Raw genomic sequence first — 24,571 nt, forward strand, 5'->3', positions numbered from 1 at the left:
CGCGCGAGGTCACAGGTCCAGGGTGAGGCGGCCTCCCTTCGCCGCCCGGGACACGCACACCATCATCGTCTCGTTGCAGGCCTGCTCCTGAGGGGTGAGCACGCTGTCGCGGTGATCGACCGCGCCGGCGACGACGTCCGTCTCGCAGGTGCCGCACGTGCCTTCCGTGCAGGAGTAGAGGACCTCGATCCCGGCGTCCTGGAGCGTGGCGAGAACCGACCGGCCGGCCGGAACCGTCAACGTGCGACCCGAGCGGGCGAGTTCGACCTCGAAGGCCTCGTCGCCGCCCACCGGTGCCGCCACCGGCGTGAACCGCTCGGTGCGCAGCGCGTCGGGCGGGACGAGTGCCTCCACCGCGGCGAGGAGGGACTCGGGGCCGCAGGCGTACACGAGTTCACCGGGACGGAGGTCGGCGAGCTGGGTCGTCAGGTCGAGCAGCCCTTCGTGGAGATGGACCCGCCCGGCGGGATGCAGTGCGGCCAACTCCGTGGCAAAAGCCATGGATCGGAGCGACCGGCCGCCGTAGAAGAGCCTTCCTCGCGTGCCGGCCGCCGCCAGCATCGGCAGGATCGGGGTGATGCCGATGCCGCCCGCCACGAACCGGTACGAGGTCGCCGGTTCGAGCCGGAAGTGATTACGGGGCCCACGGGCGCGTACACGACGGCCGACCTCCAACTCCCGGTGCACATGCGCCGATCCGCCTCGCCCGTCCGTCTCCCTGAGCACCGCGATCCGCCACGAGGACGCGTCGCCGCCGCACAGCGAGTACTGCCGCTCCAGACCCTCGTCCAGGACCAGGTCGATGTGGGCGCCCGGCTCCCACCCGGGCAGTGGAGCGCCGTCCGGGCGGCGCAGGATCAGGGAGACGACATCGGTGGCCTCCTGGTGGCGTTCGGCGACGACGAGATCGAGCAACTCGCTCACGGGGTACGGTCCTTCGGGGTGCTGGAGGGGTGGCCGGGATGGTCCGGATGGGCGAGCATCCACTCCCACATGGCCACCGGATCCTCGTCCTCGTGGTGGGCGCCGCAGTGGCAGCGCCCGCTGAGCAGATCCGTGCCGGGCAGCCAGTCGATGCGGAAGACCTCGCCGGGGGAGCCGCTCATCCGGCGGCCAGCTTGGCGAGGATGCGGCGGGCGGCGAGGCCGCCGGTGTCGATGTTGATGCTCAGCTCCTGGTACCCGGCGGGCTCGGAGTCGAGGGAGCGCTGGAGCAGGTTCAGCGCGTCCACGTCCTGCATGACGACCGTGTGGTTGAAGTCCCGCAGGAACGTGGTGACTTCGTCGTCGTCGACCGCGAAGTTCCGTGAGACGGCCCAGAAGTCGTAGACCTTGCCGGGCGCCGAGGGAGTGATCGCGTAGGTGATCTCGGTGAGGAACGCGGGGGAGTCCTGGCCGGTCGGGCTGATCCTGCTGTGCAGCAGATACAGGCACGGCGCGTGGTACTCGATGTCCTGCAGCCGCTGGATGCGCCCCTCGATCCCCGTGGAACGGGCGTAGAACGGCGGGCATTCGGCGTCCGTCATGTGCCGCGAGACGCGCACGATCCCGGCCGCCTCGTCGACCTCCGTCGTGATCGGCGTCTCCGCGACCTCGGGGGTCCCTATGTAGCCGCCGTGCAGATACGTCTCGTGGGAGAGGTCGAGGAGGTTGTCGACGAGGAGCCCGTAGTCGGCGTCGATCGGCTCCATTCCCTGCACGGTGACCCAGCCGTCGGCGGCCAGGTGCGGGGCGCGCGGAATGGTGTCCGGGTCGGCGAGCGCCGGATCGCCGACCCACACCCACACCATGTTGTCGATCTCGGCCACGGGGTACGAACTCACGCGCGCGGTACGGGGGATGCGCTTCTGCCCGGGCACGAACACGCAGGTGCCGGTCGTGTCGTAGGTGAACCCGTGGTACCCGCACACGACCCGGTCACCGTCCAGGTTGCTCGCGGACAGCGGGTAGCGGCGGTGCACGCACCGGTCGGCGAGGACGACCGGCTCGCCCGCCTCCGTCCGGTAGAGGGCGAGGGGTTCGCCGAGCACGGTGCGGCCGAGCAGGTCGCGGCCGACCTCCGACGACCAGGCGGCGACGTACCACTGGTCGCGGGCGAAAGCGGACTCGTTGGGGTGAGCGGCCATGGCAGGCGTCCCTCCTGTCACCGTGCGCGGCACCGTCGCCGCGCACTGCTGAACAGACTGGTGACGTGGGCCACACCCCCACAACACCGCTTCCGTCAGACGGAAGGAGTGGCCGCGGGAGGCTGGGTGGGCTGCCAGCCGAGAGCGCGCGAGATGCCGCGTCCGGCCAGCTGCACCGCCGGTGTCAGCGCGGGTGTCCGCGCGCCCGCCACCGGTACGACGACGGAGACCGCCGCGACGACGTCGCCGCGCGGCCCGCGCACCGGCGCCGCCACCGACAGCGCGTCGTCGGTGATCTGACGGTCGCTCACCGCGATGCCGGAGCGGCGCACCTCGGCGAGCATCCGGCGCAGCCGCAGCGGCTCGGTCACGGTGTACGGGGTGAACGCGGCCAGGTCCTCGGCCGCGTACCCGTCCTGGAGTTCGCGTCCGCCGTGGGCGAGCAGCACGAGGCCGACTCCGGTGGCGTGCAGCGGCCAGCGCGCGCCGACCCGCGAGTGCACGCCCACCGCGCTGCGCCCGGACAGCCGCTCGATGTAGACGACCTCGCGGCCGTCACGGACGGCGAGGTGCACGTTCTCGTGCGTGGCCTCGTACAGGTCCTCCAGGAAGGGCAGCGCGGCCTGCCGGAGCCCGAGGCCGCGCGGCGCGAGAGCGGCCAGCTCCCAGAGCCGCAGCCCGACGTGGTAGCGGCCGTCCTCGTCCCGCTCCAGGGCGCCCCACCCGGCGAGCGCGCCGACCAGCCGGTGCGCCGTGGCCAGCGGCAGGTCGGCGCGCCGGGCGAGTTCGGTGAGCGAGAGCGCCGGGTGGCCCTGGTCGAACGCGCCGAGGACGTCGAGCAGCCGGTCCGGGGCGGAACGGGTCACCGGGGGACGCGGGTGCGCAGGAAGTCGAGGAGCGCGTCGTTGAAACGGTCCGGCTGCTCGGCGCCCGGCAGATGCCCGGCGTCCTCGATCACCACGAGCGTGGCGTCGGGCAGCAGTTCGGCGATGGACTCGGCCTCGGCGACCGGCGTGTACGCGTCGTCCGCGCCGACCACGACGAGCGCGGGCACCCGCGCCGCGGCCAGGGAATCCCGGTAGTCGGGGCGTTCTGCCCGCCCGCGCAGCGCCGCGGCGGCTCCGCGCGGATCGGTCCCGCGCATCATGCCGAGCACGTCGTCGGCGACCTTCGGCAGCGCGGTCACGTTGTACGCGGCGAGCATCTTGTCGATGACCTCGTCGGCGTACCCGCCCATGCCCTCGGCGAGCAGCCGGTCCGCGAGCCGGTTGCGGAACGCCTTGCCCTCCTCGGTCTCGGCGGGCGCCGACGTGTCCGAGAGCACGAGCGCCGCGGTCCGCCCGGGATGCCGCAGATGAAACTCCATGGCGATCTGCCCGCCCATGGAGACTCCGCCGACCACGGCCCGCTCGACCCCCACGTGGTCGAGCAGGGCGAGTACGTCGTCGGCGAACCGGGAGAGCAAGACCCGGCCCTCGGTCACCTCGCTCTCGCCGTACCCGCGCAGATCGGGCACGAGCACCCGATATCCGGCCGCGGCGAGCGCGTCGGCCTGGGGGCTCCACAGGGTCCGGTTGAACGGGTGCCCGTGCACGAGCACGACCGGCACCCCGTCCCCGGCGCCGAGGTCGTCGTGACGCAGAACGGCGCCGTCCACCGTGAGCTGGCCCATCGCACTCTCCTGATCAGGTCGGATGCCCGGACCGTACGGCCCGCGGCCCGCCCGTTCAAGGGGTGGGGCGAGGTGGGGGGACAGGCGGCCGCCGAGGTTTAGGCAAGAGTCCTTACTAGATTGTTTAGACTGGCGGCATGGCCCCGTCGAAACCGATGTCGCGACCGTCGCTGGAGATGCTGTGCGCGCTGACCGACGAGAACGTGCTGCGCGCGCTCATGGCCGAGTCCCGTCTCACCCGGGCCGAGATCGCCGCCCGCACCGGCATCTCCAAGCCCACGATCTCCGACAGCGTGCAGCGCCTCGTCCGGGCGGGCCTGGTGGTCGACACCGGCGAGCGCACCACGGGGCGCGGCCGCGTCGGCTCGTACCACGGAATCGCTCCGGGGCTCGGGGCCGCGCTCGTCGTCGGGATCACCCCGCACGGCGTCACGGCCGAGGCGGTCGACGCGCTCGGCAGTGTCCGGGCGCGACAGGAGACGGGGCTCGGCCGGGACGCGGGCCCCCAGGCCGTCGGCGACGCCCTGGGCTCGGCCGTGCGGCGTCTCGCCGAGCGCACCGAGGGCGGCCTGCGCACCGGTGTCGTCAGCGCCGCCGACCCGGTGGACCGCACCACGGGTCGCCTGGTGCATCTGCCGGACGCGCCGTTCCTCGTCGGCGACCTCGACCCGCCGGCCGTCCTCGCCCCGTACGTGACGGGGCCCCTCCTCGTCGACAACGACGTCAACTGGGCGGCCCGCGCCGAACGCACCGACGGCCGCGCCCGGGGCGTCGACGACTTCGTCTACCTCCACCTCGGCGAAGGGCTCGGCGGCGCCGTCGTCTCCGACGGGGAGGTGCGCCGCGGCCACCACGGCTTCGCCGGCGAGATCGCCCACCTGTGCGTGCCGGGTCCGGACGGCACGGCCCTGGCGCTGACGGAGGTGTTCGCCGCGCTCGGCCTGCGCAGGCCAGGCTCCACCGCCGTCGACGTCGCCGCCCTGCACGCCCGGCTCGCGGCCGACGACGCGCGGGCCGAGCACACCCGCACCGTCCTCGCCGACGCGATCGGCGCCGTGCTCGCGGCAGCCGTCGCCTTCGCCGACCCCCGCACCGTCGTGCTCGGCGGCAGCTGGGGGCCGGCGCTGGCCCCCGCGGTCGACGACCGCTTCCGCCGCAGCCCCCGTCCCGTCCCCGTCACCGCGGCCACCCTGACCGGTCCCGAACTGACCGGGGCGCGCGCCCACGCGGTGGACACGCTGCGCACCCTCGTCGTGCGCTCGGCCCACCCGACTCTCGACCCTTGACCCACCCGACTCTCGACCCTTGACCCTTGACCCGCCTGGACCTTCGATCCCTGATCCGCCTCGGCCTTCGATCGCTGACTCCCGACACTGCGCCGACCGCCTCCGCCCCGATCTTCGACACCACCCCGACCCGACTCCACCCCGACCCAGGAACCACTGTGACCACGCAGCACCACCCGGCCCCCACCGCTCCGGCCGTCACCCCGCCCGACATCCGCCTGATCGTCACCGACATGGACGGCACGCTCCTGGACGCCGACGGCCGCATACCCGACGAGGTGTGGCCGCTCCTCGCGGAACTGAACCGCCGCGGCATCGTCTTCTGCCCGGCCAGCGGCCGCCAGTACGCCACGCTCGCAGCCCAGTTCGCCGCGGTGGACGACGGCGGCATGGTGTACGTCGCGGAGAACGGCACCTACGTCGTGCGCGGCGGCACCGAGCTCAGCTCCGACGTCCTCGACCCGGCCGTCGTGTCCTGGATCGTCGCGTCGGTGCGCGACCTCGCAGACGCGAGCGGGCCCGGCGGCGCGGACGTGGGCGTCGTCGTCTGCGGCAAGCAGTCCGCGTACGTGGAGCGTTCCGACGAGGCGTTCATGACCGAGGTGCGCAAGTACTACCGCAACCACCGGGTCGTCGACGACGTCACCGCCGTCGACGACGACGTCATCAAGGTCGCCGTCTTCGACTTCGGGCAGGCGGAGCGGACCGTGGCCCCGGCCCTCGCGCCCCTCGCCGAGACCCACCAGGTCGTCGTCTCCGGCGCGCACTGGGTCGACGTCATGAATCCGACTGCGAACAAGGGCGTCGCCGTCCGCGGCCTCCAGCGCGACCTGGACATCACACCCGCGCAGACCATGGTGTTCGGCGACTACCTCAACGACCTGGAGATGCTGGACGCCGCCGACTGGTCCTACGCCATGGCGGGAGCCCACCCCGACGTCCTGCGCCGGGCCCGCCACCGGGCACCGGCGCACACCGAGAACGGCGTCGTCCGCACGGTCCGTGAGGTCCTCGGCCTGCCGCCGCTGGACTGAGGGCCCGGCCTTCGGGTGCACGGCGCGGCCGAGTCTGCGCAGCGGTCGGCGGTTCGCTGCGCCCCGATCCCTTCATCGACCCGACCGCGCACGGGATTGTGGAACCCATGACGCCGCCCATGCCCGAGCCGCCCGCGCCCCTGCCTCCCGGTTGTCACGCCTGCGCCGGCGAGGCCGGGTTCGCGGACCTGCCGCCCCGTGAACGCATCGCCCACGACGCCCACTGGCGCGTGGCCCACTCCTTCAACACCGCGCTGCCCGGCTGGCTGGTCCTGCTGCCCCGGCGCCATGTGACCGCGGTGCACGACCTCACCGACGCCGAGGCCGCCGTCCTGGGCGGCTGGCAGGTCGGGCTCTCCCGCGCGCTGCGCGAGGTCACCGGCTGCGCCAAGACGTACGTGATGCAGTTCGCGGAGGCCGAGGGCTTCGCGCATGTGCACTTCCACATCGTCCCGCGCACGGAGCGGCTGTCCCGGGCCCAACGAGGTCCCGGCGTCTTCGAGTTGCTGCACCGCCCGGAGCGGGAGTGGGTGACGGGCGAGCAGGCGGACCGGTTGGCGCACGCGGTGCGCGCCCGGCTGTGAGCGCCCCGGCGCCGTGAACTCCGAGGTCACGGGGCATGGCCGGATCACGCCCCCGCATTGGCATGGACCTGTCCATGATCACTCGCTAGGCTCCGGCACGGACGGGCCTCGGGAGCGCTCCCAGGCGTCCCGAGCGCGCCGTGCTGTTCCACCCCCACATCACTGGAACAACGAAGGGTCGCACCATGAGACGTACCAGCAGACGTACCGGCATCCTGCGCACCGTTCTGTCCGCACTCGTCGTCACCGGCGCCTGCGCCACCGCCGGATTCGTTCCGGCCGCCGCCGCGGACGCCGCCCCGACCGGCGCGAAGGCGCCCGCGTCCGGTGGCGTACTCGCCGCCATGCAGCGGGACTTCGGCCTCACCCGGAGCGCGGCCGAGGAGCGGCTGGCCGTGGAGAAGAAGGCGACCGGCACCGAGAAGCGGGCCCGCGGCGCGGCCGGATCCGCCTACGCGGGCTCCTGGTTCACCCCGCGGACGGGCGAGCTGACCGTCGCCCTCGCCGACCCGGACCGGGCCGACGCCGTCCGGGCCACCGGCGCGAACGTCGAACTCGTCACCCGCAGCGCCCGGCAGCTCGACGCGGCGAAAGCGCGCATCGACGATCTCAAGGCCCCCGCGGGCGTGAGCAGTTGGCGCGTGGACTGGAAGTCGAACCGCGTCGTCGTGGAGGTCGTCGCCGCCCAGCAGCGCGACAACGATGTCAAGCGCTTCCTGGCGCAGGCCCGCGAGAAGGCTCCCGTGGCCGTCGAGACCGCCGACCACGCACCCACCACGCTCGCCGCGGGCACTGTCGGCGGCGATCCCTTCTCCACCGGCAACGTCCGCTGCTCCATAGGCTTCTCGGTGCAGGGCGGCTTCGTCACAGCCGGCCACTGCGGTGGCGCGGGCCAGGGCGTCAACGGCTGGGACGGCTCCTACGTCGGCAACATCCAGGGCTCGTCGTTCCCCGACAACGACTACGCGTGGGTGAACGTCGGCAGCGGCTGGTGGACGGTGCCCGTCGTGCTCGGCTGGGGAACCGTCTCCGACCAGTTGGTGCGCGGCTCGGCGGAGGCTCCCATCGGTGCCTCCATCTGCCGGTCCGGCTCCACCTCCCACTGGCACTGCGGGACCGTCCTCGCCAAGAACGAGACGGTCAACTACAGCCAGGGCGCCGTCCATCAGATGACCAAGACGAACGTGTGCGCCGAACCGGGCGACTCGGGCGGCTCGTTCATCAGCGGCGACCAGGCCCAGGGCGTCACCTCCGGCGGCTGGGGCAACTGCAGCAGCGGCGGCGAGACCTGGTACCAGCCGATCAACGAGATCCTGGGCCGCTACGGCCTGACCCTGCACACCGCCTGACCCGGTCCGAGGCGGGGCCCGCGTCAATCCGGTGGCGCGGTCCCCTCCGCACCGGCCATGATCCACAGTCATGACGACATCGCAGCACCCGCCGGTCCATGCCGCCGCCCGCAACAACGCGCTCTGGTGCGCCGCCATGAGCCGCACGCACGGTGTGACCGGCCGGTTCGCCGACGAGGCCTGGGCGTCGCCGGTCCGCACGCCTCTGTACTACCCGGACGCGGTGACCCTGGCGCCCGGCGCGGGCGCCGCCGCACTCGTGGCCCGGATCGACACCGATGCGCCGGGCGCCACGGTCAAGGACAGCTTCGGCGATCTCGATCTGAGCGACGCGGGATTCCGGGTGCTGTTCGAGGCCCGGTGGATCCACCGCCCGGCCGGCGCGTCCGGACTGGCCTTGTCCGGGGCGGCCTTGTCCTGGGACGTCGTGACGGACCAGGAGACCCTGCGGTCCTGGGCCCTGGCCTGGGACGACGACGATGCGGATCTCTTCCGACCCGCGCTCCTCGACGTACCCGATGTGCACGTGATCGCGGGCCGCGACGCCGAAGGGCAAGTGACCTCCGGCGCGGTGCTGAACCGGGGCGCCGACGCGGTCGGCGTCTCCAACGTCTTCTCCCGTGGAACGGGCACAGGCACAGACATTGCTTGGTCGTGCGTCCTGGACGCCGCGCACCAGCTGTATCCGGGCCTTCCGGTCGTCGGGTACGAGCATGGCGACGACCTCGCGACTGCCCTGCGGCACGGCTTCGAGGCGGTCGGCCCGCTGCGGATCTGGCTGAAGCCATGAAACGCCGGACGCGATCGCCTCGTAAGAGGCGCTGTCCGAACACGCCTTCCGCAGCTGGGAGATGATCGAGGCGTGAGCTTCCGTGCTGATGTCAGACGCGTCCGCGACCGTGAAGTTCCCTTCGTGCGGCGTCACCGGGCTCTCAGGGCTGCTGCGGGCCGCTGTCACCCGCTCGGGTTCTGCGGGACGTGGGCGTATCTGAGCACTGCGGGCGATGTGAGGAACGACGAGGCCGCGCTGCTGTGTGCGCTGGAGATGCTGGAGACGAGCCGGGCGGTGTGGCTGACGGAGATGGAGGCCTTCGCACAGCGGCGTCGCAGCGAGAAGGCCGCGCACCGTAGGACTCCCCGGCAGGACGAGTTGCGCTATCTGTGCGGCTGGAGATGGCCCGGTCCGCAGGCGAAGCAGGCGATGCTGGGCGAGGTCGACCGGCTCTGGACCGTGCATGCCCGGGCACCATTTCCGGATGTCCCCGCCGCCGACAAGAGCGACCTGGCCGAGCTGGACATGTGGACATGTGGCTCGGCGGCTGCGTCTCCGCCTGTCTCGCGAACCAGGGCGAGCTCGACACCGGCCGCCGGGACGTCCTCCTCGCGCATGTCCCTGAACTGCGCCGACACGGCGCCAGGTTCGGGTATCCGCAGGCATGCCCCGAAGGCTTCGACAGCTTCCGCCGTCTGCTGAGTATGGCCGAACTGATCGTCCATGATCTGGCCCGTGGTGCGTGGGACGAACAACGCCGCCGGTGAACAGCCGGCGTGGCACCGGCCCGCCACGGCTCGGCCAACTGGGTCAGAGTGCGCAGGAGTTGGCGTCACGGGTGGTGTGATGCACACGGAACGCGCCGGTACGGCGCCCGTGCACCGCCACCGCCACCGCGCACCTGTACGCACCGTACGAGCCGGGCAGGAGAGACCATGACCACCCACCACCCCGAATCCGCCACGAAGAGCACCCCGGTGCCGACATCCCTGTTCGCCGCGGAGCGCTCCGCCGAGATCGTCGCCGACAGCTTCGCCGCGACCCCCGACCCGCGGTTGCGCGAGATCCTCGGCTCCCTCGTCCACCACCTGCACGCCTTCGCCAAGGACGTGGACCTCACCGTCGACGAATGGGCCGCCGGCATCCGGTTCCTGACCGAGACCGGGCACACCTGCGACGACACCCGGCAGGAGTTCATCATGCTCTCCGACGTGCTCGGCCTGTCCATGCTGGTGGAGACCCTCGCGAACCCGGCCCAGGACCGGTACACGGAATCGACCGTGGAGGGCCCCTTCCACATGGTCGCATCGCCGCCCCGCGCACTCGGCGACAGCATCGACGAGGCGGCCGCGGGCGGTGAACCGTGCCTCGTCACCGGGCGGGTCACGGACGCCGACGGCGCCCCCGTCGCGGGCGCGAGCGTCGACGTGTGGCAGGCAGACGCGGACGGCTTCTACGACGTGCAGCGCCCCGGCGAGGTCCCCGACCGCAATCTGCGCGGACTGTTCACGGCCGACGACGACGGCCGTTTCCACTTCCGCACCATCGTGCCGCGCCACTATCCGATCCCCACCGACGGGCCCGTCGGCGGCCTGCTGCGGGCGACCGGACGGCACTGTTACCGCGCCGCCCACATCCACGTACAGGTGTCGTCACCCACGACGCGCACGCTCACCACGCACCTGTTCGTCGCCGACTCGCCCTACCTGGACTCGGACGCCGTCTTCGGCGTCAAGGAGAGCCTGATCCGTACCTTCGCCGAGGTCGACGATCCCGAACGGGCCGCCGCCCACGCCCTCCCGAACCCCTTCCGGCACGTCGACTTCCCGGTCACGGTCCAGCGCACCGGCACCTGAGCCCGTGCCGGTGCGCGCCGGCATCCGACCCCGAAGGCCACCACTGCCCCTCCCGGAGGACCCGCGCCATGAACGACCACCCCACCGATCCCACGGCCGGCCCCAGCCCCACCCCTGTCACCGTCCACGAGACACTGCCCACGCGCGTCCTCATCGGCCCCGGATCCCGCCACGACATCCCCCGCGAGACCGAGCGCATCGGCGCCCGCCGCATCCTGCTCGTCTCCACCGCGTCCGCGGCGGGTCCCGCCGACGAACTGGCCCGCGCCCTCGGCCCGTGCCTCGCCGGACGCTTCGACCGAATCGCCGCGCACACCCCCGTGACCGTCACCGAGGAGGCCGTGCGGGTGCGGGACGACGTGTCCGCGGACAGTGTCGTGGCGCTCGGCGGGGGCTCCGCCGTCGGGCTCGCCAAAGCCCTGTCCGTGCGCACCGGGATTCCGCAGATCGCCGTCCCCACCACGTACGCGGGGTCGGAGGCGACCCCGGTCCTCGGGGAGACCAGGGACGGTGTGAAGACCACCCGCCGCGGACCCGAGATCGCGCCGGGCACGATCGTCTACGATCCCGAACTGACCCTCACCATGCCACCGGGCCTCACCCTCACCAGCGCGCTCAACGCCCTCGCCCACGCCGTGGAGACCTTGTGGGCACCCCAGGTCACCGTCGTCGGTGAGGCGCTGGCGACGGAGGCCGCCGACGGCATCCTCGCCACCCTCCCGCGCGTCCTCGACGACCCGTCACATATCGGCCACCGAGGCCGGCTCCAGGAGAGCGCATGGCTCGCCGGGCTCTGCCTGGCCGGCACCCGCATGGGCCTGCACCACCAACTCGCCCACGCCCTCGGCGGCACCTACGACCTGCCCCACGCCGCCCTGCACACCCTGCTCCTGCCGCACGTGATGGCCTTCAACCTGCCGTACGCCCCGACGGCCGCCGCCCGCCTGAACCGGGTCGCCGGGGGAGACCCGGTGGCCGCCGTCACCCGGCTCGCCCGGTCCTACGACGGCCCGACCACGCTCACCGCCCTCGGTGTACCGCGCGACGGCCTGCGCCCGATCGCCGAACGCGTCGCCGCCGCACCGCACCCGAACCCCCGCACCGTGACGACCGACGCCGTCACCCGGCTCCTCGAAGGGGCCCTCTGAGGCTCGCGTGTGCGCCGCCTTGTGCCTCAACCTCCCACTGTGCGCCGCAGACTCACCCTCTGCGCGTGCGGTGCGCCCCCCGTCCGGGGCTTCGCGCCGGGCAAGCCGGGTGATACCGCTGGAGACACGGCTCACCGGCAGGGGGGATGAAGGGACTCGGCATGGCATACCAGGCACAGGTGGAAGCGGGGCGGCTGTCCGCCATAGCGAAGATTCTCGACCGGGCCGACGGCCACCTCAGCGCGGCGGTGCGCGACTGGACGTCGGTACCGGCCCACCTCGACGACCCGGACAGGCAGTGCATCCAGTCGCTGCTCGAGGTCTCGCGCAGCGCCTCCCACGATGTGACCCGCGCCGTTCAGCACGCCTGCAGCGGTGATCTGGCGCAGGCCCAGGCCCACCTGGAAGCGGCGCGCACGGCCCCCGACAAACACACCGCACTCGCGGCCGCCATGCCCTGGCCGCTGCCCGCACCGGTGCGCACGGCACTCCAACTCCTGCGCGGCATCCAGGGGTTCTTCAGCGCAGAAGCCGAAGACGCCTTCGTCCGCGCCCTCAGCTGCGACGCCCGCCAGGAGCGCGCGGCGAGCTGACCGGGAACCGCACACTCCACCCGAGCAACATGCGTCTCCCGCGTTCGGCGGGGGCATGACACTCATCGCACCCGTCATGCCCCAACTGCCGTGACAGGAGAGCATGTTGAAGCCCAGCAGGACAGTCAGTGCCACCCGAATCCTTCGCAGAGGGTCCCTGGTCACCGGCGGCGCCCTCGCCCTCGTCGTCGCGTTCGCGGGCAGCGCCCTCGCCGCGCCGCCGGCCGCCCTGCCCGCGAACGCGGACAGCACGGAGCAGACCTTCCAGCCCGCCTACGACTACGACACCGACGGCTGCTACCCCACCCCGGCCATCGGACCCGACGGCACCGTCAACGGCGGCCTCGCCCCGAGCGGAGCGCTCAACGGCCAGTGCCGCGACGCCGAGGACCTCGCCAACACCAACGGATACGCGCGCACCAAGTGCGACAACGGCTGGTGCGCCGTCATGTACGCCCTCTACTTCGAGAAGGACCAGGCGGTGGTGGGCAGCGGCCTCGGCGGCCACCGGAACGACTGGGAGCACGTCGTGGTCTGGGTGAAGGACGGCACCGCCCAGTACGTCGCCACGTCCGCCCACGGCGACTTCGTCGTCCATGCCCGCGACGCGATCCGCTGGGACGGCACCCACCCGAAGATCGTCTACCACAAGGACGGCATCGGCACCCACTGCTTCCGCCTCGCGACCTCCGGCGACGAACCGCCCGAGAACCACCGCGGCACCTGGCAGTTCCCCGCCCTCGTCGGCTGGAACGGCTACCCGGCGGGCCTGCGCGACACCCTGAGCACCCACGACTTCGGCAGCGCCACCTTCGGCCTGAAGGACGCGAGCTTCCCGAGCCATCTCGCGGCCGCGCTGCCCGATGGTGTGCCGTTCGACGTCAACTCCTGAATCTTCGCGGTAGTGCCGTGCTGGACACCGTCCCCGCGACCCGTGGGGACGGTGGGACGTCCGTCCTCGCGCCGATGCTTCCGCCTGCGCTCAGGAAGTCCATCCATCCGTCTGCCGCCGCAGTCGTCACCGTCGCCGCCTGCCTCGGCGCCCAGTCCGCGCCGCGCCTTCAGGGGGTCCACGTCAAGGACAACCTCGTCCCGCACGCCCAGGCCCGCGAGTTGGCCGTCGACTGGTGCGGGAAGGGCGCCCAGGTCACGTACAAGCCGGTGGTCCTCCCCGATGTCGGCCGCGCGCTCAGCAACCACTTCGGCCCGCATCCTCCAACTGCGATTCCCTGCCCGCCCAGTAGAAAAAAGGAGCGAAGGCGACGCGGTCCCCGTGGCAGCATGGCCGGGCTCCGCGGCCGTGGAGCGCCCACTCGAAGGAGACCAGGTCCGTGCCCCGCTCCGTCACCCTGATCCGCTCCGCCGCGCTGTCCGACGTCGCCGAGTACGCGTACGCGGCGACGGCGCCCGCCGACGCCCGGCTCGTCTTCCTCGCCGGCGCCTGCCCGCTCGACGAGGACGGCGCGACCGTGGCCGTCGGCGATCACGCCGGGCAGGCCGCCCAATGTGTCGCCAACATGACGACCGCCCTCGCCGAGGCCGGGGCCACGCTCAAGGACGTCATCAGCACGCGCGTCCTCGTGGCATCGACCCGGCAGGAGGACCTGGTCGCCGCATGGACCGTGGTCAGGGACGCCTTCGGCGAGCACGACGTGCCGAGCACCCTCATGGGCGTCACGGTGCTCGGCTACACCGATCAGCTCGTCGAGATCGAGGCCGTCGCGGCGGTCCTGGACGACTGAGGCCGGACGCGGAAACGGAGAAGGCCCAACTGTCGTGGAGGCGCACGACAGTTGGGCCCGGAGCCGGATCAGGCCGACGTGACCTTCACCGGTTCCGTCTCGGGGGAGCTGTGCCGCTGCGCCCAGTTCTCCAGCGCGGTCCGGCAGGCGTGGTCGAGGTGATGCAAGCCCGACAGGTCCACCTCGACGGGCCGGTCGTGCGGCAGTGCCTCCAGGCTGTCGAGGATCTTCGGCAGCCGCAGGAACGTCGCGTTGCCCGACAGGTGCGCCTGCACGGGACCCGCGCCCTTGTCGACGACCTCCAGCCTCACGTGCGAGGCGTCCCACGCCGTCTTCACGACGGACAGGGCCACGCCCACCAGCACGCCCTCGAACATGCTGACCGCGACGATCGACACCGCTGTGACCGCCAGGATCAGGACTTCCCCGCGATGCTCGCGCCACAGACCCACCATGGCCCGTACGGGAATGAGCTTCGCCCCGGCATGCACGAGGACGCCCGCGAGTGCCGGGATCGGGATGTACGCGAGCACCCCCGGCAGCAGCGCCGCGAACAGCAGCAGCCACACGCCGTGCATCACCCGCGACGCCTTGGTCCGCGCGCCCGCCTGCACGTTGGCGGCGCTGCGCACGATCACCGCGGTCATCGGCAGGGCGCCGAGGATGCCGCACACCGCGTTGCCCGCGCCCTGCGCCATCAACTCCTTGTCGTACTTGGTCCGCGGTCCGTCGTGCATCCGGTCCACGGCCGCGGCGCTGAACAGTGACTCGGCGGAGGCGATCAGGGTGAACGCCACGATCGTCCCGAGGAGACCGAGCCCGGCGAGCTCGCCGAAGGCGTCCAGGGACGGCGGCTGGACGGACTCGACGAGACCGCTGACCTCGACGGTGGCGACCGGCAGGTCCAGGGTGACGGCGGCGAGTGTCGCGAGACCGACGGCCGCCAGTGGACCCGGCACCACGCGCACCCGCCCGGGCAGGTGCTTCCACAGCACCAGCACGAGCACGGTTGCGGTGCCCAGGCAGAGCGACGCGAGCGAGCGGGTGCTGCCGAGCGCGTCCGCGAAGGCCCCCGGGAGACCGGCTATCTTGCCGAGCCCGGACTCGGGCGCCTTCGTGGCGAGGACCGAGTACAGCTGGCCCGCGATGAGCACGAGCCCGATGCCGGCCAGCATTCCTTCCACCACCGAGACCGAGATGGCCCGGAAGTAGCGGCCCACCTTCAGGGCGCCCATCCCGAGCTGCAGCAGCCCGGTCACGAGCACCACGACGCCGAGCACCGGGAGACCGAACTCCCGCACGGCCTCGTACACGAGCACGGTCAACCCGGCCGCGGGGCCGGACACCTGCAGACTGCTGCCGCGCATCAGACCGGTGACGATGCCACCGACGATGCCGGTCACCAGACCCAGCTCGGCGGGCACGCCGGACGCCACCGCGACCCCCACGCACAGGGGGAGCGCGACCAGGAAGACGACCAGCGAGGCGGTGAAGTCCTGCTTGAGATGAGGGTATTTGGTCATCGTCGACCTCACAGGGACTCGAACGCGTCGGTGGCGGCGCGGTGTTCGCGCACACCGCCCGTGTGCACTTCGTAGTACCAGCCGCGTAGGCGCAGCCGTCCGTCCGCGAGGCGTCGCTCGACGCAGGGGTACGAGCGCAGCCTCAACAGCTGGGTGAGCACGTGCTGTTGCACTGCTTCGGCGACGGTCGGGTCGGCGGGGTCCTCTGCGGACGGCGAGTCCGCGGCGTGCGCGAGCCAGTCGCGCACGGCGGGCACGGTCCCGAGGTCGTCGCCGCGCACCAGGGCGCCGATCGCGCCGCAGTGCGAGTGTCCGCAGACCACGATGTCCTGGACCCCGAGCACCTCCACGGCGTACTCGATGGTGGCGGTCTCCCCGCAGGGGTGCTCGGTGGAGTAGGCGGGCACGATGTTGCCCGCGGTGCGCAGTTCGAAGAGCTCCCCGGGGCGGGCTCCCGTGATCAGGGCCGGCACGACGCGTGAGTCGGAGCAGGTGATGAACAGAACCTGCGGCGACTGGCCGTCGGCGAGCCGGGCGAACTCCTCAGGGCGTTGTCCGAACGTGCGGGCGTTGTCGATGAGGGGCTGCATATGTGTTGATTCCTCCTGGCGCGCCGTGGGGGACGCGTCGGACGTGCAGGACAGGTGTCACGGGCACGGTGGGGCGCGGTCCGCTCGGACGCGTGTGCGGGAGCGAACGGGCGCGCGAAGGCGCGCCGCGACTGCGATGGCGCGGCGGCGTACGGGGGGCGTGCCGCGCGAGTCCTCTCACCTCGGTTCATGCTCCCCCTCTCCGCTTTCCGTACACCAAGAAAGTTCCAACGGTTGGTCAACCGAAGGTCAAGAAGAAGGTTAGCTGTGCAAAGGTGATCGTGGGGTTAACGCGAGGTTGCCGACCTGAGGATGCGTGGAAAGTGCGGTGTGTTTGGCGTGAACGACACGTTGGGGCGCGGTGGTTGACGCGGGCATCCATGGGGTGACGTGAAATACCGATGCCGGTGGGCGTGTTGAGGTCACGTCCGTCCACGCCGTCGCCTTTTTCGAGGAGAGACCGTGAGTACGCCCGTTCCTCGGTTCATCACCTTCGACATGTACGGAACGCTGACCGACTTCGCCATCGGCGCCGCCGCCCGCGCGGTGGTCGAGGATGTGGCCTCGGCGGAGCAACTGGACATCTTCGAGCACCGGTTCGGCCGCTACCAGCTCGACGAGGCGATGGGGGACTGGCGTCCGTACGGCGAGGTCGTCGCCCGCGCCTTCGAGCGCGCCTGCGGGAGCGCCGGTATCGCGTTCCGGCCGGGCGACGCGGCCGAGGTCTACGAGCGGATCCCGGGCTTCGGCCCGCACCCCGACGTCCCCGGGGCGCTGGCGCAGCTCGCCGGGCACGTCCCGCTGGTGATCATCTCGAACGCCGCGAACAGCCAGGCCGGACGGAACGTGGCCCTGCTCGGAGCCCCGTTCCACGCGGTGTTCACGGCGGAGATGTCACGCGCGTACAAACCTCGGCTGCGCGCCTTCGAGTTCGCGTACGAGCGGCTGGGATGCCGCCCCGAGGAGACGATGCACGTCTCGTCCAGCCCGCGCTACGACCTGCAGTCGGCGACCGACCTGGGAGTGCGGGACACGGTGTACCTGAACCGGGGCCACGAGCCGTCGGTGCCCGCCTATCACGCCCACGAAGTCACCTCGCTCACCCAGGTGGTGGACCTTCTGGGCCGGTGACGGCGGAGACGGCGGAGACGGAAAAGAGGGCGGGGGTGCGGTTCGTCACCGCGTCCCCGCCCTCCCGGTCGATCAGGCGCCGCTGGCGTCGAGCATCCCGTCCCGCTCGACGATCTTGACGCGCTCGCGTCCCTGCGGCTCGCCGAGCGCCTTCTCGGCGGCGTCAAGCCGGTGCCAGCCCTCCCACGTGGTGTAGCGGACGCCCCGCTCTCCCAGGTACGCCTCGACGGCCTCCGGCGCGGGGGAGTCCGGGGTGTGCAGCCGGCCGGTGGTGAAGTCCTCGAGCAGGCTGCTCACCGTCTCGTTGGCGTCGCCCTTGGTGTGACCGATGAGGCCGATCGGGCCGCGCCGGATCCAGCCGGTCACGTACGTGGACCGCAGGTGCTCCCCGCTGTCCTCGATGACGCGGCCGGCCGCGTCCGGCACCGTGCCGCTGGCCAGGTCCCAGGGCAGCTTCGGCAGTTCGTCGGAGAGGTAGCCGACCGCGCGGTACACGGCGGTGACGTCCCAGTCGGTGTGGACGCCGGTGCCCTTGACGTTCCCCGTGCCGTCCAGTTCGGTGCGCTCCGTGCGCAGACCCACGACCCGGCCGTCCTCGTCGAGGATCTCGCTCGGCGACTCGAAGAAGTGCAGGAACAGCTTGTGCGGACGCTCGCCGATGTCTCGGATCGCCCAGTTCTCCAGGGTCTTGGCGACCATGTCGGCCTGCTTGTTGCCGCGCCGGGTCGCGATCGACCCCTCGTCGTAGTCGATGTCCTCGGGGTTGACGATGACCTCGATGTTCGGGGAGTGGTCCAGCTCCCTGAGCTCCATCGGGCTGAACTTCGCCTGCGCGGGGCCGCGACGGCCGAAGACGTGGATCTCGCGGGCCCTGTTGGCCTTGAGCCCCTCGTGCACGTTCGCCGGGATCTCGGTCGGCAGCAGTTCCTCGGCGGTCTTCGCCAGGATGCGGGCGACGTCGAGGGCGACGTTGCCGACACCGAGCACGGCGACCTTCTCGGCCTCCAGCGGCCACGTCCGGGGTACGTCGGGGTGCCCGTCGTACCAGGAGACGAAGTCCGCCGCGCCGTACGAACCCTCGGACTCGATCCCCGGGATGTCGAGCGCCCGGTCGGCGGTCGCGCCCGTGGAGAACACGACGGCGTCGTAGAACGAGCGCAGTGTGTCCAGGTCGATGTCGCGCGGGTAGTCGACGTTGCCGAAGAGGCGGATCTGGGGCTTGTCGAGGACCTGGTGCAGGGCGTTGACGATGCCCTTGATCCGGGGGTGGTCGGGGGCTACGCCGTAGCGGATCAGGCCGAAGGGGGCCGGCATGCGCTCGAAGAGGTCGATGGACACGCCGGGTTCGTCGGCCGTCGCGGACTTGAGCAGTGCGTCAGCGGCGTAGATACCGGCGGGGCCGGCTCCGACAATGGCGACCCGCAGGGGGCGAGGCATGTTCAGGTTCCCTTCGAGTGGGGCGGGTGGTGCTCGAAGGAATCTTAAAGTAAGGCAAGCCTTAGTTGGCAGGCGGGTCGGGTCTATGACCTCATAAGGATCACTTATGAGGTCGATCGGCATTCCTTTGGGGTCCCGGACCGCCCCGATCCGGGCCTTGTTCGCGGGCTCAGAGGGCGGCGAGCCGGGCCGCGACCGTGCGGGCCGGATCCCCCATCAGGATCATGTAGTGGTTGCAGTCGGGCACGGGCTCGGACGTCAGGTTCAGCACCTTCGAGGTCCAGTAGCCGACCAGTTCGGGCGGGAGCATACCGGGAGCCGCGCCGAGCAGGCCGAACGGGGCGTACAGCAGTCGGGCCGGCAGCGTCAGGCCGGTCAGGTCGTGACCGAAGTCCTCGCCGCGGACCAGCAGTTCACGCCCGTCGTGTCGGACCGCCGGCTCCTGCGCGCGCGAGCGACGGGCGCCCACCGGCCCGGTCAGGTCGTAACGGACGTACGCCTCGATGTCCTCGTTCCAGTGCGGGCCGAGCGCGGGGTGCCCGCGGAAGAACGCGACGTAGTCCTCGTCGCTGTCGTACGTCAGAGCCAGCCGCTCGATCGCCGGACCGAGGGTGGCGTCGAGCAGCGCGTCGGGGTCCGCGCCCGCGGGGACCGGCAGCGGGAGCCCGCCGTCCACCAGCAGGACACCGCCGAAGAGCCGGGGCGCGCGGGCGGCGGCGCGCAGGACGACGTACGCCCCCATGGACTGGCCCATGAGCGCCACCGGGCGCCCGCCGCCCCAGTACTGCGCCGCCGCGCACACGTCGTCGGCGTGCCGGTCGATGCCGTACGGGCCGTCGGCGGCGGAACTGCCGCCCCTGCCCCGCAGGTCGAGGGCGTACAGGGACCACTCCGGCGGCAGATGGCGGGCGACGGCGGCGAACGACATCGCGGACGCCGTGATCCCATGGGCCGCCACGGCGATCCGCCGGCCCGTGCCGAAGCGCAGCACCCGCAGGGTCGCGCCGTCCACCGGGAGATCGAGTTCGACCGGCTTGGTCATCGGTACGTGTTCCTTCCGCTCGGGGTGTGCCGGGCCGCGGACGGCTCAACCGCCCAGCGCGTGCACCTGGTTCATGATCGCGCGCATCTGCGGCGCGGACTTCTGCGCGTAGTCGCCGCCCGTGTAACCCCACCAGTCCCAGCGGCCCTGAGGGTTGCCGCGGGCGACGCTGATGTCGGTCTGCGGGTAGAGGACAACCAGGTCATTGGTGTCGGCGTACTCGTTCGGACGGGACCCGCGGGCGAACCGGTCGCCGAGGAAGGGGTTGTCGCTGAGGCAGCCGTGCGGGGCGACGACCAGCTTGCACGCGGCGCCCTTGGCACAGGAGTCGGGCGTGTACAGAAAACTCTTGCCGCCCATGCTGTACCACTGGGCCCAGCCGCCGGGCACATAGCGGCCCTGGTCGTACGCGTCGAGCGTCCCGGTCCGCACGGCCGCGGGCGCCTTCACCGGGCCCAGCCAGTGGCTCAGCATCTCGCCCCGCGGGTCGTTGCCGCAGTCGATGAGGAACGGGTAGGCGGTGGCGCCGCAAGGGAGCGGACCGTTCGGCGTGGGCCTGCCGTGCCCGGCCGGATCGGCGTCGTGGTAAGTGAACACGGCCTTGCCGCGAGCCCCACCACGGGGTACGTGCCGGTGATGTTCAAGGACGGCAGAGCGGGCTCGTCGGCGTGAGCGGGGGCACCGAGGCCGAGAACCGCCGCGGCGACGGCGGTGACGACACCGGCGACCCGGGTCCTGACGCGCATGCGCATGACGTGGCACTCCTTCTGCCGGCCTTCTGTCGGCGAACGTCGGGGCGGCCGGATCGCGGAGCGCGAAGCCGACGCCCGACATGGTTGGCCGCGACGAGCACCGCGCGTAATGGACGAGATCACCACCACGCCCCGCCGACGGGTGGAGAACTCCGCAACCCCTGCGCTCCGCGACGATTCCCCTTTCCCTCACCACAGGGCCACAGATGTGCGATATGACTACGCGGGTGACGACGACGCACCCCGGCAGCCTGTTGCGCCTGCTGCGCGAGGAGGCGGACGCGGCGGCCTTCCACACCGTCGGCGCGGAACCGGAACACGTCGAGGACGCCCCCGCCATCCGCGCGCTGCCGGCCGCGCACCGCCGCCGCGGGGCCGCGCTCGCCGGCCTCTACGAGACCGCGGGAGACCTCGCCTCCCTGCGCGACGTGGAGGACGTCCTACGGGTCATCGTCCGCCGCGCCCGCACGCTCGTGGGCACCGATGTCGCGTACCTGCTGCTCAGCGACGCCGAGGCGGGCGACACCTACGTCTACGTCACCGACGGCATCACCACCGAGGCGTTCCGCACCGGCCGCCTCGCCGTCGGCACCGGGCTCGATGGCCTCGTCGCCGAGACCGCGCAGCCGTGCCACACGCCCTGATCGGCGACGGCTGTCGGCGCGGCGACGAAGCACTGCACGTCCATCTGGCACTCGAGATCGAGACGACGGCACAGCGGTAACGGACAGCACACGGCTCACCAGCCACAGCCAGCAGAAGAGGGGAAACCGCATGATCAAGGGTCTCAGCAAGCTCGAGGTCATCACCTTGTTCGCCGAGGACCTGGCCGCCACCAAGGCGTTCTACACGGACGTCTTCGGCCTGGAGGTGGTCTACGAGAACGAGGACTCCGCCGTCATCAAGTTCGACAACCTGATGCTGAACGTGCTGACGGTGGCCAACGCGCCCGAACTCGTCACCCCCACCGCCGTCGCGGGCGCCGACACCGGCCCACGGGCACTGTTCACCCTCGAGGTGGCCGACGCGAACGCGGTCTGCGCCGAGCTCGAGCGCCACGGCGTGGCCCTCCTCAACGGCCCGATCGACCGCCCCTGGGGCCGGCGCACCGCCGCCTTCGCCGACCCGGCGGGTCATGTCTGGGAGATCGCCGAAGTCCTGCACGACTAGGGACTGCCCGGCGCATTCGTTCCGTACCTCGCTACCCTTCCGCCGTGGAGCTCTACTTCGATCCGGTGCCGCTGCCGGGTGACGCGCGTGCGTTGTTCCAGGGGCGGTGGGCGGACCGGAAGTGGCTCAACGTGCCAGGGACCGTTCTACGGAGCCGACACCGACAACTGCGGCACGGGCCGGATCCATGCCCCGGAGCTCGTGCTCTATGAGGGCGATCACTTCACCGAGTACGTCTACCAGCAGCCCCGTAGCGTGGAGGAGCTCCGGCAGTTGATCGACGCCGCCGAGGCGGAGGCCTTCTCCGGCTACGGCTGTGACGGCGACGACCACTGGACGCCCGCGGCGGTCCGGGAATGGCGGCGCGACAGAGGCCGGATCAGGGAGTACCTGGCGGACCGGCGTGGCGCGTGGGAGGCCCACGACGAGAAGTCCGCGCAGGGCACCGCTCCCGCCGCCCGCGACTACGCCACGTACCTCGACGGTGACCTGGCCGCTCACCTCAGGGCTTACCTCTTCTGGCTCGACGAGCGGCGCCCTCCGACGCTGACGGACCGGCTGCCACCCCTCTAGCCGAGGCCGCTCCACAAGGTACTTGGCCCAGTGTCGAGGTCGTCCGACGATTCACCCGACACGGCCCGGACGCGGGGTCGGGCTCCGGCCGATCAGACCGGAGCCCCCGCGATCAGCCCACCAGATCGGGGGAGCGCAGCATCTCCCGCGGGATGCCCCACGCGTCGACGAGGTCGACCGCGAGCGGCCTGACCTTGCGGCAGAGGTCGTTGACCTCGCTGCTGATCGCCTTGGAGCGTTGGACGGTCAGCCGGCCGTGCTCCATGAACCAGGCCCGGTCGGCCTCGATCGTGGACAGGGCGAACAGGTCGCACAGCAGCCCCAGCGCGACCTTGTTGCCGTCGTCCGGCAGCGTGCGCACCTTGTCGACGAACGCCTCGAGCACCAGACGCTCGACATGGGCGCGCGCCACAGCGATCACGTGATCCTGCACATGGGAGAAGACGACGCCGGGATTGCGTTTCTGGTCCATCCCGCGCTTGAGCCGCCGCGCCAGCCCGGCGAGCATGTGCTCCTCGCGGAAACGGACCATGGCGAGCTGGTACTCCGAGTCGAGCAGACCGGCCTCCTGGTCCCACTCGTCACCGCCGGGCAGCAGGTCGCGCACCCGCTCCAGCAACTTGTGCGCCGACGTCTTCTCGATGACCGTCTCGACGGCCTGGCCGGTGACGAACCGGACCATGCCGAGCTGATCGAGATCCTCGAATTCCTGCGCGAAGTTGGTGAGAAGCCCCTTGGCCACGAGCTGCAGCAGGACGTGGTTGTCGCCCTCGAACGTCGTGAAGACATCGCTGTCCGCCTTGAGCGCGGCGAACCGGTTGACGGCGAGATAGCCCGCGCCGCCGCACGCCTCGCGGCACTCCTGGATCGTCCGCGTCGCGTGCCAGGTGCCGAGCGCCTTGGTCCCCGCGGCCCGTGACTCCAGCTCGCGGCGGGCCTGATCGTCGCCCCGCTCCTGCGAGAAGACCTCGTGCAACTGGGTGCGGACCACGTCCTGGGCGAAGTGCAGGGCGTAGGTGCGGGCGACGAGCGGCAGGAGGCGGCGCTGGTGCATGCCGTAGTCGAGCAGCAGCTGCTCCTCGGTGTCCGATGCCGCCTCGAACTGCCGACGGCGCACCGCGTACTTCGTGGCGATCGCCAGCGCGACCTTCGCCGCGTTGATGGCGCCGCCGCCCACGCTGACCCGCCCCTGGACCAGAGTGCCGAGCATGGTGAAGAAGCGGCGGCCCGGATTCTCGATCGGGCTCTCGTACGCGCCCTCCGGCGTGACGTCGGCGAACCGGTTGAGCAGCGCCTCGCGCGGCACCCGCACACCGTCGAACCAGATGCGGCCGTTGTCGACGCCGTTGAGCCCCATCTTGCGGCCGGCGTCCTCGATCCGGACACCCGGGGCGGGCTCGCCGTCGACGCGGACCGGCACGACGAACGCGTGCACCCCCTCGGACCGGTCGCCCACCTTCAACTGGGCGAACACGACGGCCAGTTCGGCATGGCGGGCGGCGTTGCCGATGTAGTCCTTGCGCGCGGCGTCGCCGTGCGTGGTGATGACGAACTCCTGGCGGTCGGCGTCGTACGTCGCCACCGTGCCCAGCGCCTGGACGTTGGAGCCGTGCCCGGTCTCGGTCATCGCGAAGCAGCCCATCAGCTTCCCGGTGATCAGGTCCGGCAGGTAGGCCCGGTGGTGCCGCTCGGTGCCGAGGTGCAGGATCGCGCCGCCGAAGAGCCCGAACTGCACCCCCACCTTCACCAGAAGCGACAGATCGCCGAAGGCGAGCGTCTCGAACGCGGCGATCGAGGCACCGATGTCGCCGCCCCCGCCGTACTCCTTGGGGAACCCCATCCCCGTCTGGCCGGTCGCCGCCATCGTGACGGCGAGCTCGCGCACCCGCTCGCGGAACGCGTCGATGCCGAGCTCCTCGGCTTCTTCCAGGACGGAGGCGTGCGCCGCGAGGTTCGTGCGGACCAGGTCGCGGATCTCGGCGTACTCGCCGTCGAGCACCGCGGTGAGGGCGCGTACGTCGATGTCGGGCTGCACGTAACCGCCCGAGGGCGTGGAGGCATCGGTGATCATGGTGCCCAGGTACCCCGTCGGGTCCGGGTGCAAGCAGCCGCCCGCCGCGGTGCCCCCGGATGCCGGTCCGCGGCCGATCGCCCGCGCCACCCCTCGCCCCAACGGCGGCCCGCACTGTGTC

26 protein-coding genes and 1 pseudogene are annotated in these 24,571 nt (G+C 71.7%); 16 read left to right on the plus strand and 11 right to left on the minus strand.

Annotated features, from left to right (window positions below; genetic code table 11):
- Positions 1-9 precede the first annotated feature (9 nt).
- From B072_RS0105885 to B072_RS0105905, 5 genes are all read right to left on the minus strand, one after another.
- Complete coding sequence (locus tag B072_RS0105885; protein WP_018529011.1) at positions 10-924, minus strand: PDR/VanB family oxidoreductase; 915 nt, start codon at positions 922-924, stop codon at positions 10-12.
- Complete coding sequence (locus tag B072_RS0105890; protein WP_018529012.1) at positions 921-1,106, minus strand: hypothetical protein; 186 nt, start codon at positions 1,104-1,106, stop codon at positions 921-923. Before B072_RS0105890 ends, B072_RS0105885 begins: the two co-directional genes overlap by 4 nt.
- Positions 1,103-2,125, minus strand: a complete 1,023-nt coding sequence (locus B072_RS0105895; RefSeq protein ID WP_018529013.1) for an aromatic ring-hydroxylating dioxygenase subunit alpha — start codon at positions 2,123-2,125, stop codon at positions 1,103-1,105. The genes B072_RS0105890 and B072_RS0105895 overlap by 4 nt, the downstream gene beginning before the upstream one ends.
- A 95-nt stretch (positions 2,126-2,220) precedes the next feature.
- Positions 2,221-2,991: an IclR family transcriptional regulator gene (locus tag B072_RS0105900; RefSeq protein WP_018529014.1), complete on the minus strand. Its 771-nt coding sequence runs from the start codon at positions 2,989-2,991 to the stop codon at positions 2,221-2,223.
- The gene (locus B072_RS0105905; protein ID WP_018529015.1) at positions 2,988-3,797 is read right to left on the minus strand and encodes an alpha/beta fold hydrolase; all 810 of its coding nucleotides are present in this window, start codon (positions 3,795-3,797) and stop codon (positions 2,988-2,990) included. Before B072_RS0105905 ends, B072_RS0105900 begins: the two co-directional genes overlap by 4 nt.
- A gap of 137 nt (positions 3,798-3,934) precedes the next feature.
- Here B072_RS0105905 and B072_RS0105910 point away from each other — a divergent pair, with 137 nt between their 5' ends.
- From B072_RS0105910 to B072_RS0105960, 12 genes and pseudogenes are all read left to right on the plus strand, one after another.
- Positions 3,935-5,083, plus strand: coding sequence for an ROK family transcriptional regulator (locus B072_RS0105910; protein WP_018529016.1), 1,149 nt, complete (start codon positions 3,935-3,937; stop codon positions 5,081-5,083).
- Between the two features lie 158 nt (positions 5,084-5,241).
- Positions 5,242-6,117: a Cof-type HAD-IIB family hydrolase gene (locus B072_RS0105915; RefSeq protein WP_018529017.1), complete on the plus strand. Its 876-nt coding sequence runs from the start codon at positions 5,242-5,244 to the stop codon at positions 6,115-6,117.
- Positions 6,118-6,224: 107 nt separating this feature from the next.
- Positions 6,225-6,701, plus strand: a complete 477-nt coding sequence (locus tag B072_RS0105920) for an HIT family protein (protein WP_234018798.1) — start codon at positions 6,225-6,227, stop codon at positions 6,699-6,701.
- A 185-nt stretch (positions 6,702-6,886) separates the two neighbouring features.
- A complete protein-coding gene (locus tag B072_RS0105925; RefSeq protein ID WP_018529019.1) occupies positions 6,887-8,050 on the plus strand; it encodes a S1 family peptidase in 1,164 nt (387 codons plus the stop codon).
- A gap of 70 nt (positions 8,051-8,120) precedes the next feature.
- Positions 8,121-8,840, plus strand: a complete 720-nt coding sequence (locus B072_RS0105930) for a hypothetical protein (protein WP_018529020.1) — start codon at positions 8,121-8,123, stop codon at positions 8,838-8,840.
- A 515-nt stretch (positions 8,841-9,355) separates the two neighbouring features.
- Positions 9,356-9,589, plus strand: a complete 234-nt coding sequence (locus tag B072_RS0105935; protein WP_018529021.1) for a hypothetical protein — start codon at positions 9,356-9,358, stop codon at positions 9,587-9,589.
- Positions 9,590-9,757: 168 nt separating this feature from the next.
- Complete coding sequence (locus tag B072_RS0105940; protein ID WP_018529022.1) at positions 9,758-10,678, plus strand: dioxygenase; 921 nt, start codon at positions 9,758-9,760, stop codon at positions 10,676-10,678.
- A 68-nt stretch (positions 10,679-10,746) separates the two neighbouring features.
- On the plus strand, positions 10,747-11,826 hold the full coding sequence (locus B072_RS0105945) for a maleylacetate reductase (RefSeq protein ID WP_018529023.1): 1,080 nt from the start codon (positions 10,747-10,749) through the stop codon (positions 11,824-11,826).
- Between the two features lie 161 nt (positions 11,827-11,987).
- Positions 11,988-12,419: a hypothetical protein gene (locus B072_RS0105950; RefSeq protein WP_158689156.1), complete on the plus strand. Its 432-nt coding sequence runs from the start codon at positions 11,988-11,990 to the stop codon at positions 12,417-12,419.
- A gap of 103 nt (positions 12,420-12,522) precedes the next feature.
- A complete protein-coding gene (locus B072_RS0105955; protein WP_018529025.1) occupies positions 12,523-13,311 on the plus strand; it encodes an NPP1 family protein in 789 nt (262 codons plus the stop codon).
- Positions 13,312-13,493: 182 nt separating this feature from the next.
- Positions 13,494-13,628: pseudogene (locus B072_RS49910) on the plus strand (triacylglycerol lipase); the annotation flags it as partial.
- Positions 13,629-13,750: 122 nt separating this feature from the next.
- Positions 13,751-14,161, plus strand: coding sequence for a RidA family protein (locus B072_RS0105960; protein WP_018529026.1), 411 nt, complete (start codon positions 13,751-13,753; stop codon positions 14,159-14,161).
- 68 nt (positions 14,162-14,229) lie between these two features.
- Here the strand turns inward: B072_RS0105960 and B072_RS0105965 are convergent, their stop codons facing one another.
- A complete protein-coding gene (locus tag B072_RS0105965; RefSeq protein WP_018529027.1) occupies positions 14,230-15,684 on the minus strand; it encodes a SulP family inorganic anion transporter in 1,455 nt (484 codons plus the stop codon).
- 8 nt (positions 15,685-15,692) lie between these two features.
- Positions 15,693-16,274 carry a carbonic anhydrase gene (locus B072_RS0105970; RefSeq protein WP_018529028.1) on the minus strand — a complete coding sequence of 194 codons (582 nt, stop codon included), beginning with the start codon at positions 16,272-16,274 and terminating at the stop codon, positions 15,693-15,695.
- Positions 16,275-16,736: 462 nt separating this feature from the next.
- Here B072_RS0105970 and B072_RS0105975 point away from each other — a divergent pair, with 462 nt between their 5' ends.
- Positions 16,737-17,405 (plus strand): haloacid dehalogenase type II, encoded by a 669-nt coding sequence (locus B072_RS0105975; protein WP_018529029.1) that lies wholly within the window; start codon positions 16,737-16,739, stop codon positions 17,403-17,405.
- A 72-nt stretch (positions 17,406-17,477) separates the two neighbouring features.
- Here B072_RS0105975 and B072_RS0105980 read toward each other — a convergent pair whose 3' ends face one another.
- The 3 genes from B072_RS0105980 to B072_RS48030 all read right to left on the minus strand — a co-directional run bounded on the left by B072_RS0105980 (position 17,478) and on the right by B072_RS48030 (position 20,481).
- Entirely contained in the window at positions 17,478-18,842 is a 1,365-nt protein-coding gene (locus B072_RS0105980) for an FAD-dependent oxidoreductase (RefSeq protein WP_018529030.1), read from the minus strand.
- 169 nt (positions 18,843-19,011) lie between these two features.
- The gene (locus B072_RS0105985; RefSeq protein ID WP_018529031.1) at positions 19,012-19,884 is read right to left on the minus strand and encodes an alpha/beta fold hydrolase; all 873 of its coding nucleotides are present in this window, start codon (positions 19,882-19,884) and stop codon (positions 19,012-19,014) included.
- A 45-nt stretch (positions 19,885-19,929) separates the two neighbouring features.
- Positions 19,930-20,481: a PHB depolymerase family esterase gene (locus B072_RS48030; protein WP_018529032.1), complete on the minus strand. Its 552-nt coding sequence runs from the start codon at positions 20,479-20,481 to the stop codon at positions 19,930-19,932.
- 382 nt (positions 20,482-20,863) lie between these two features.
- Here B072_RS48030 and B072_RS48035 point away from each other — a divergent pair, with 382 nt between their 5' ends.
- From B072_RS48035 to B072_RS42515, 3 genes are all read left to right on the plus strand, one after another.
- Positions 20,864-21,280, plus strand: coding sequence for a hypothetical protein (locus B072_RS48035; RefSeq protein WP_018529033.1), 417 nt, complete (start codon positions 20,864-20,866; stop codon positions 21,278-21,280).
- A 130-nt stretch (positions 21,281-21,410) separates the two neighbouring features.
- Positions 21,411-21,806 (plus strand): VOC family protein, encoded by a 396-nt coding sequence (locus tag B072_RS0106005; protein WP_018529034.1) that lies wholly within the window; start codon positions 21,411-21,413, stop codon positions 21,804-21,806.
- 201 nt (positions 21,807-22,007) lie between these two features.
- Positions 22,008-22,379 (plus strand): hypothetical protein, encoded by a 372-nt coding sequence (locus B072_RS42515; protein ID WP_018529035.1) that lies wholly within the window; start codon positions 22,008-22,010, stop codon positions 22,377-22,379.
- Between the two features lie 112 nt (positions 22,380-22,491).
- Here the strand turns inward: B072_RS42515 and B072_RS0106015 are convergent, their stop codons facing one another.
- A complete protein-coding gene (locus B072_RS0106015; RefSeq protein WP_026245499.1) occupies positions 22,492-24,450 on the minus strand; it encodes an acyl-CoA dehydrogenase in 1,959 nt (652 codons plus the stop codon).
- Positions 24,451-24,571 lie beyond the last annotated feature (121 nt).

This window comes from Streptomyces sp. HmicA12, from assembly GCF_000373565.1.
Classification (GTDB): domain Bacteria; phylum Actinomycetota; class Actinomycetes; order Streptomycetales; family Streptomycetaceae; genus Streptomyces.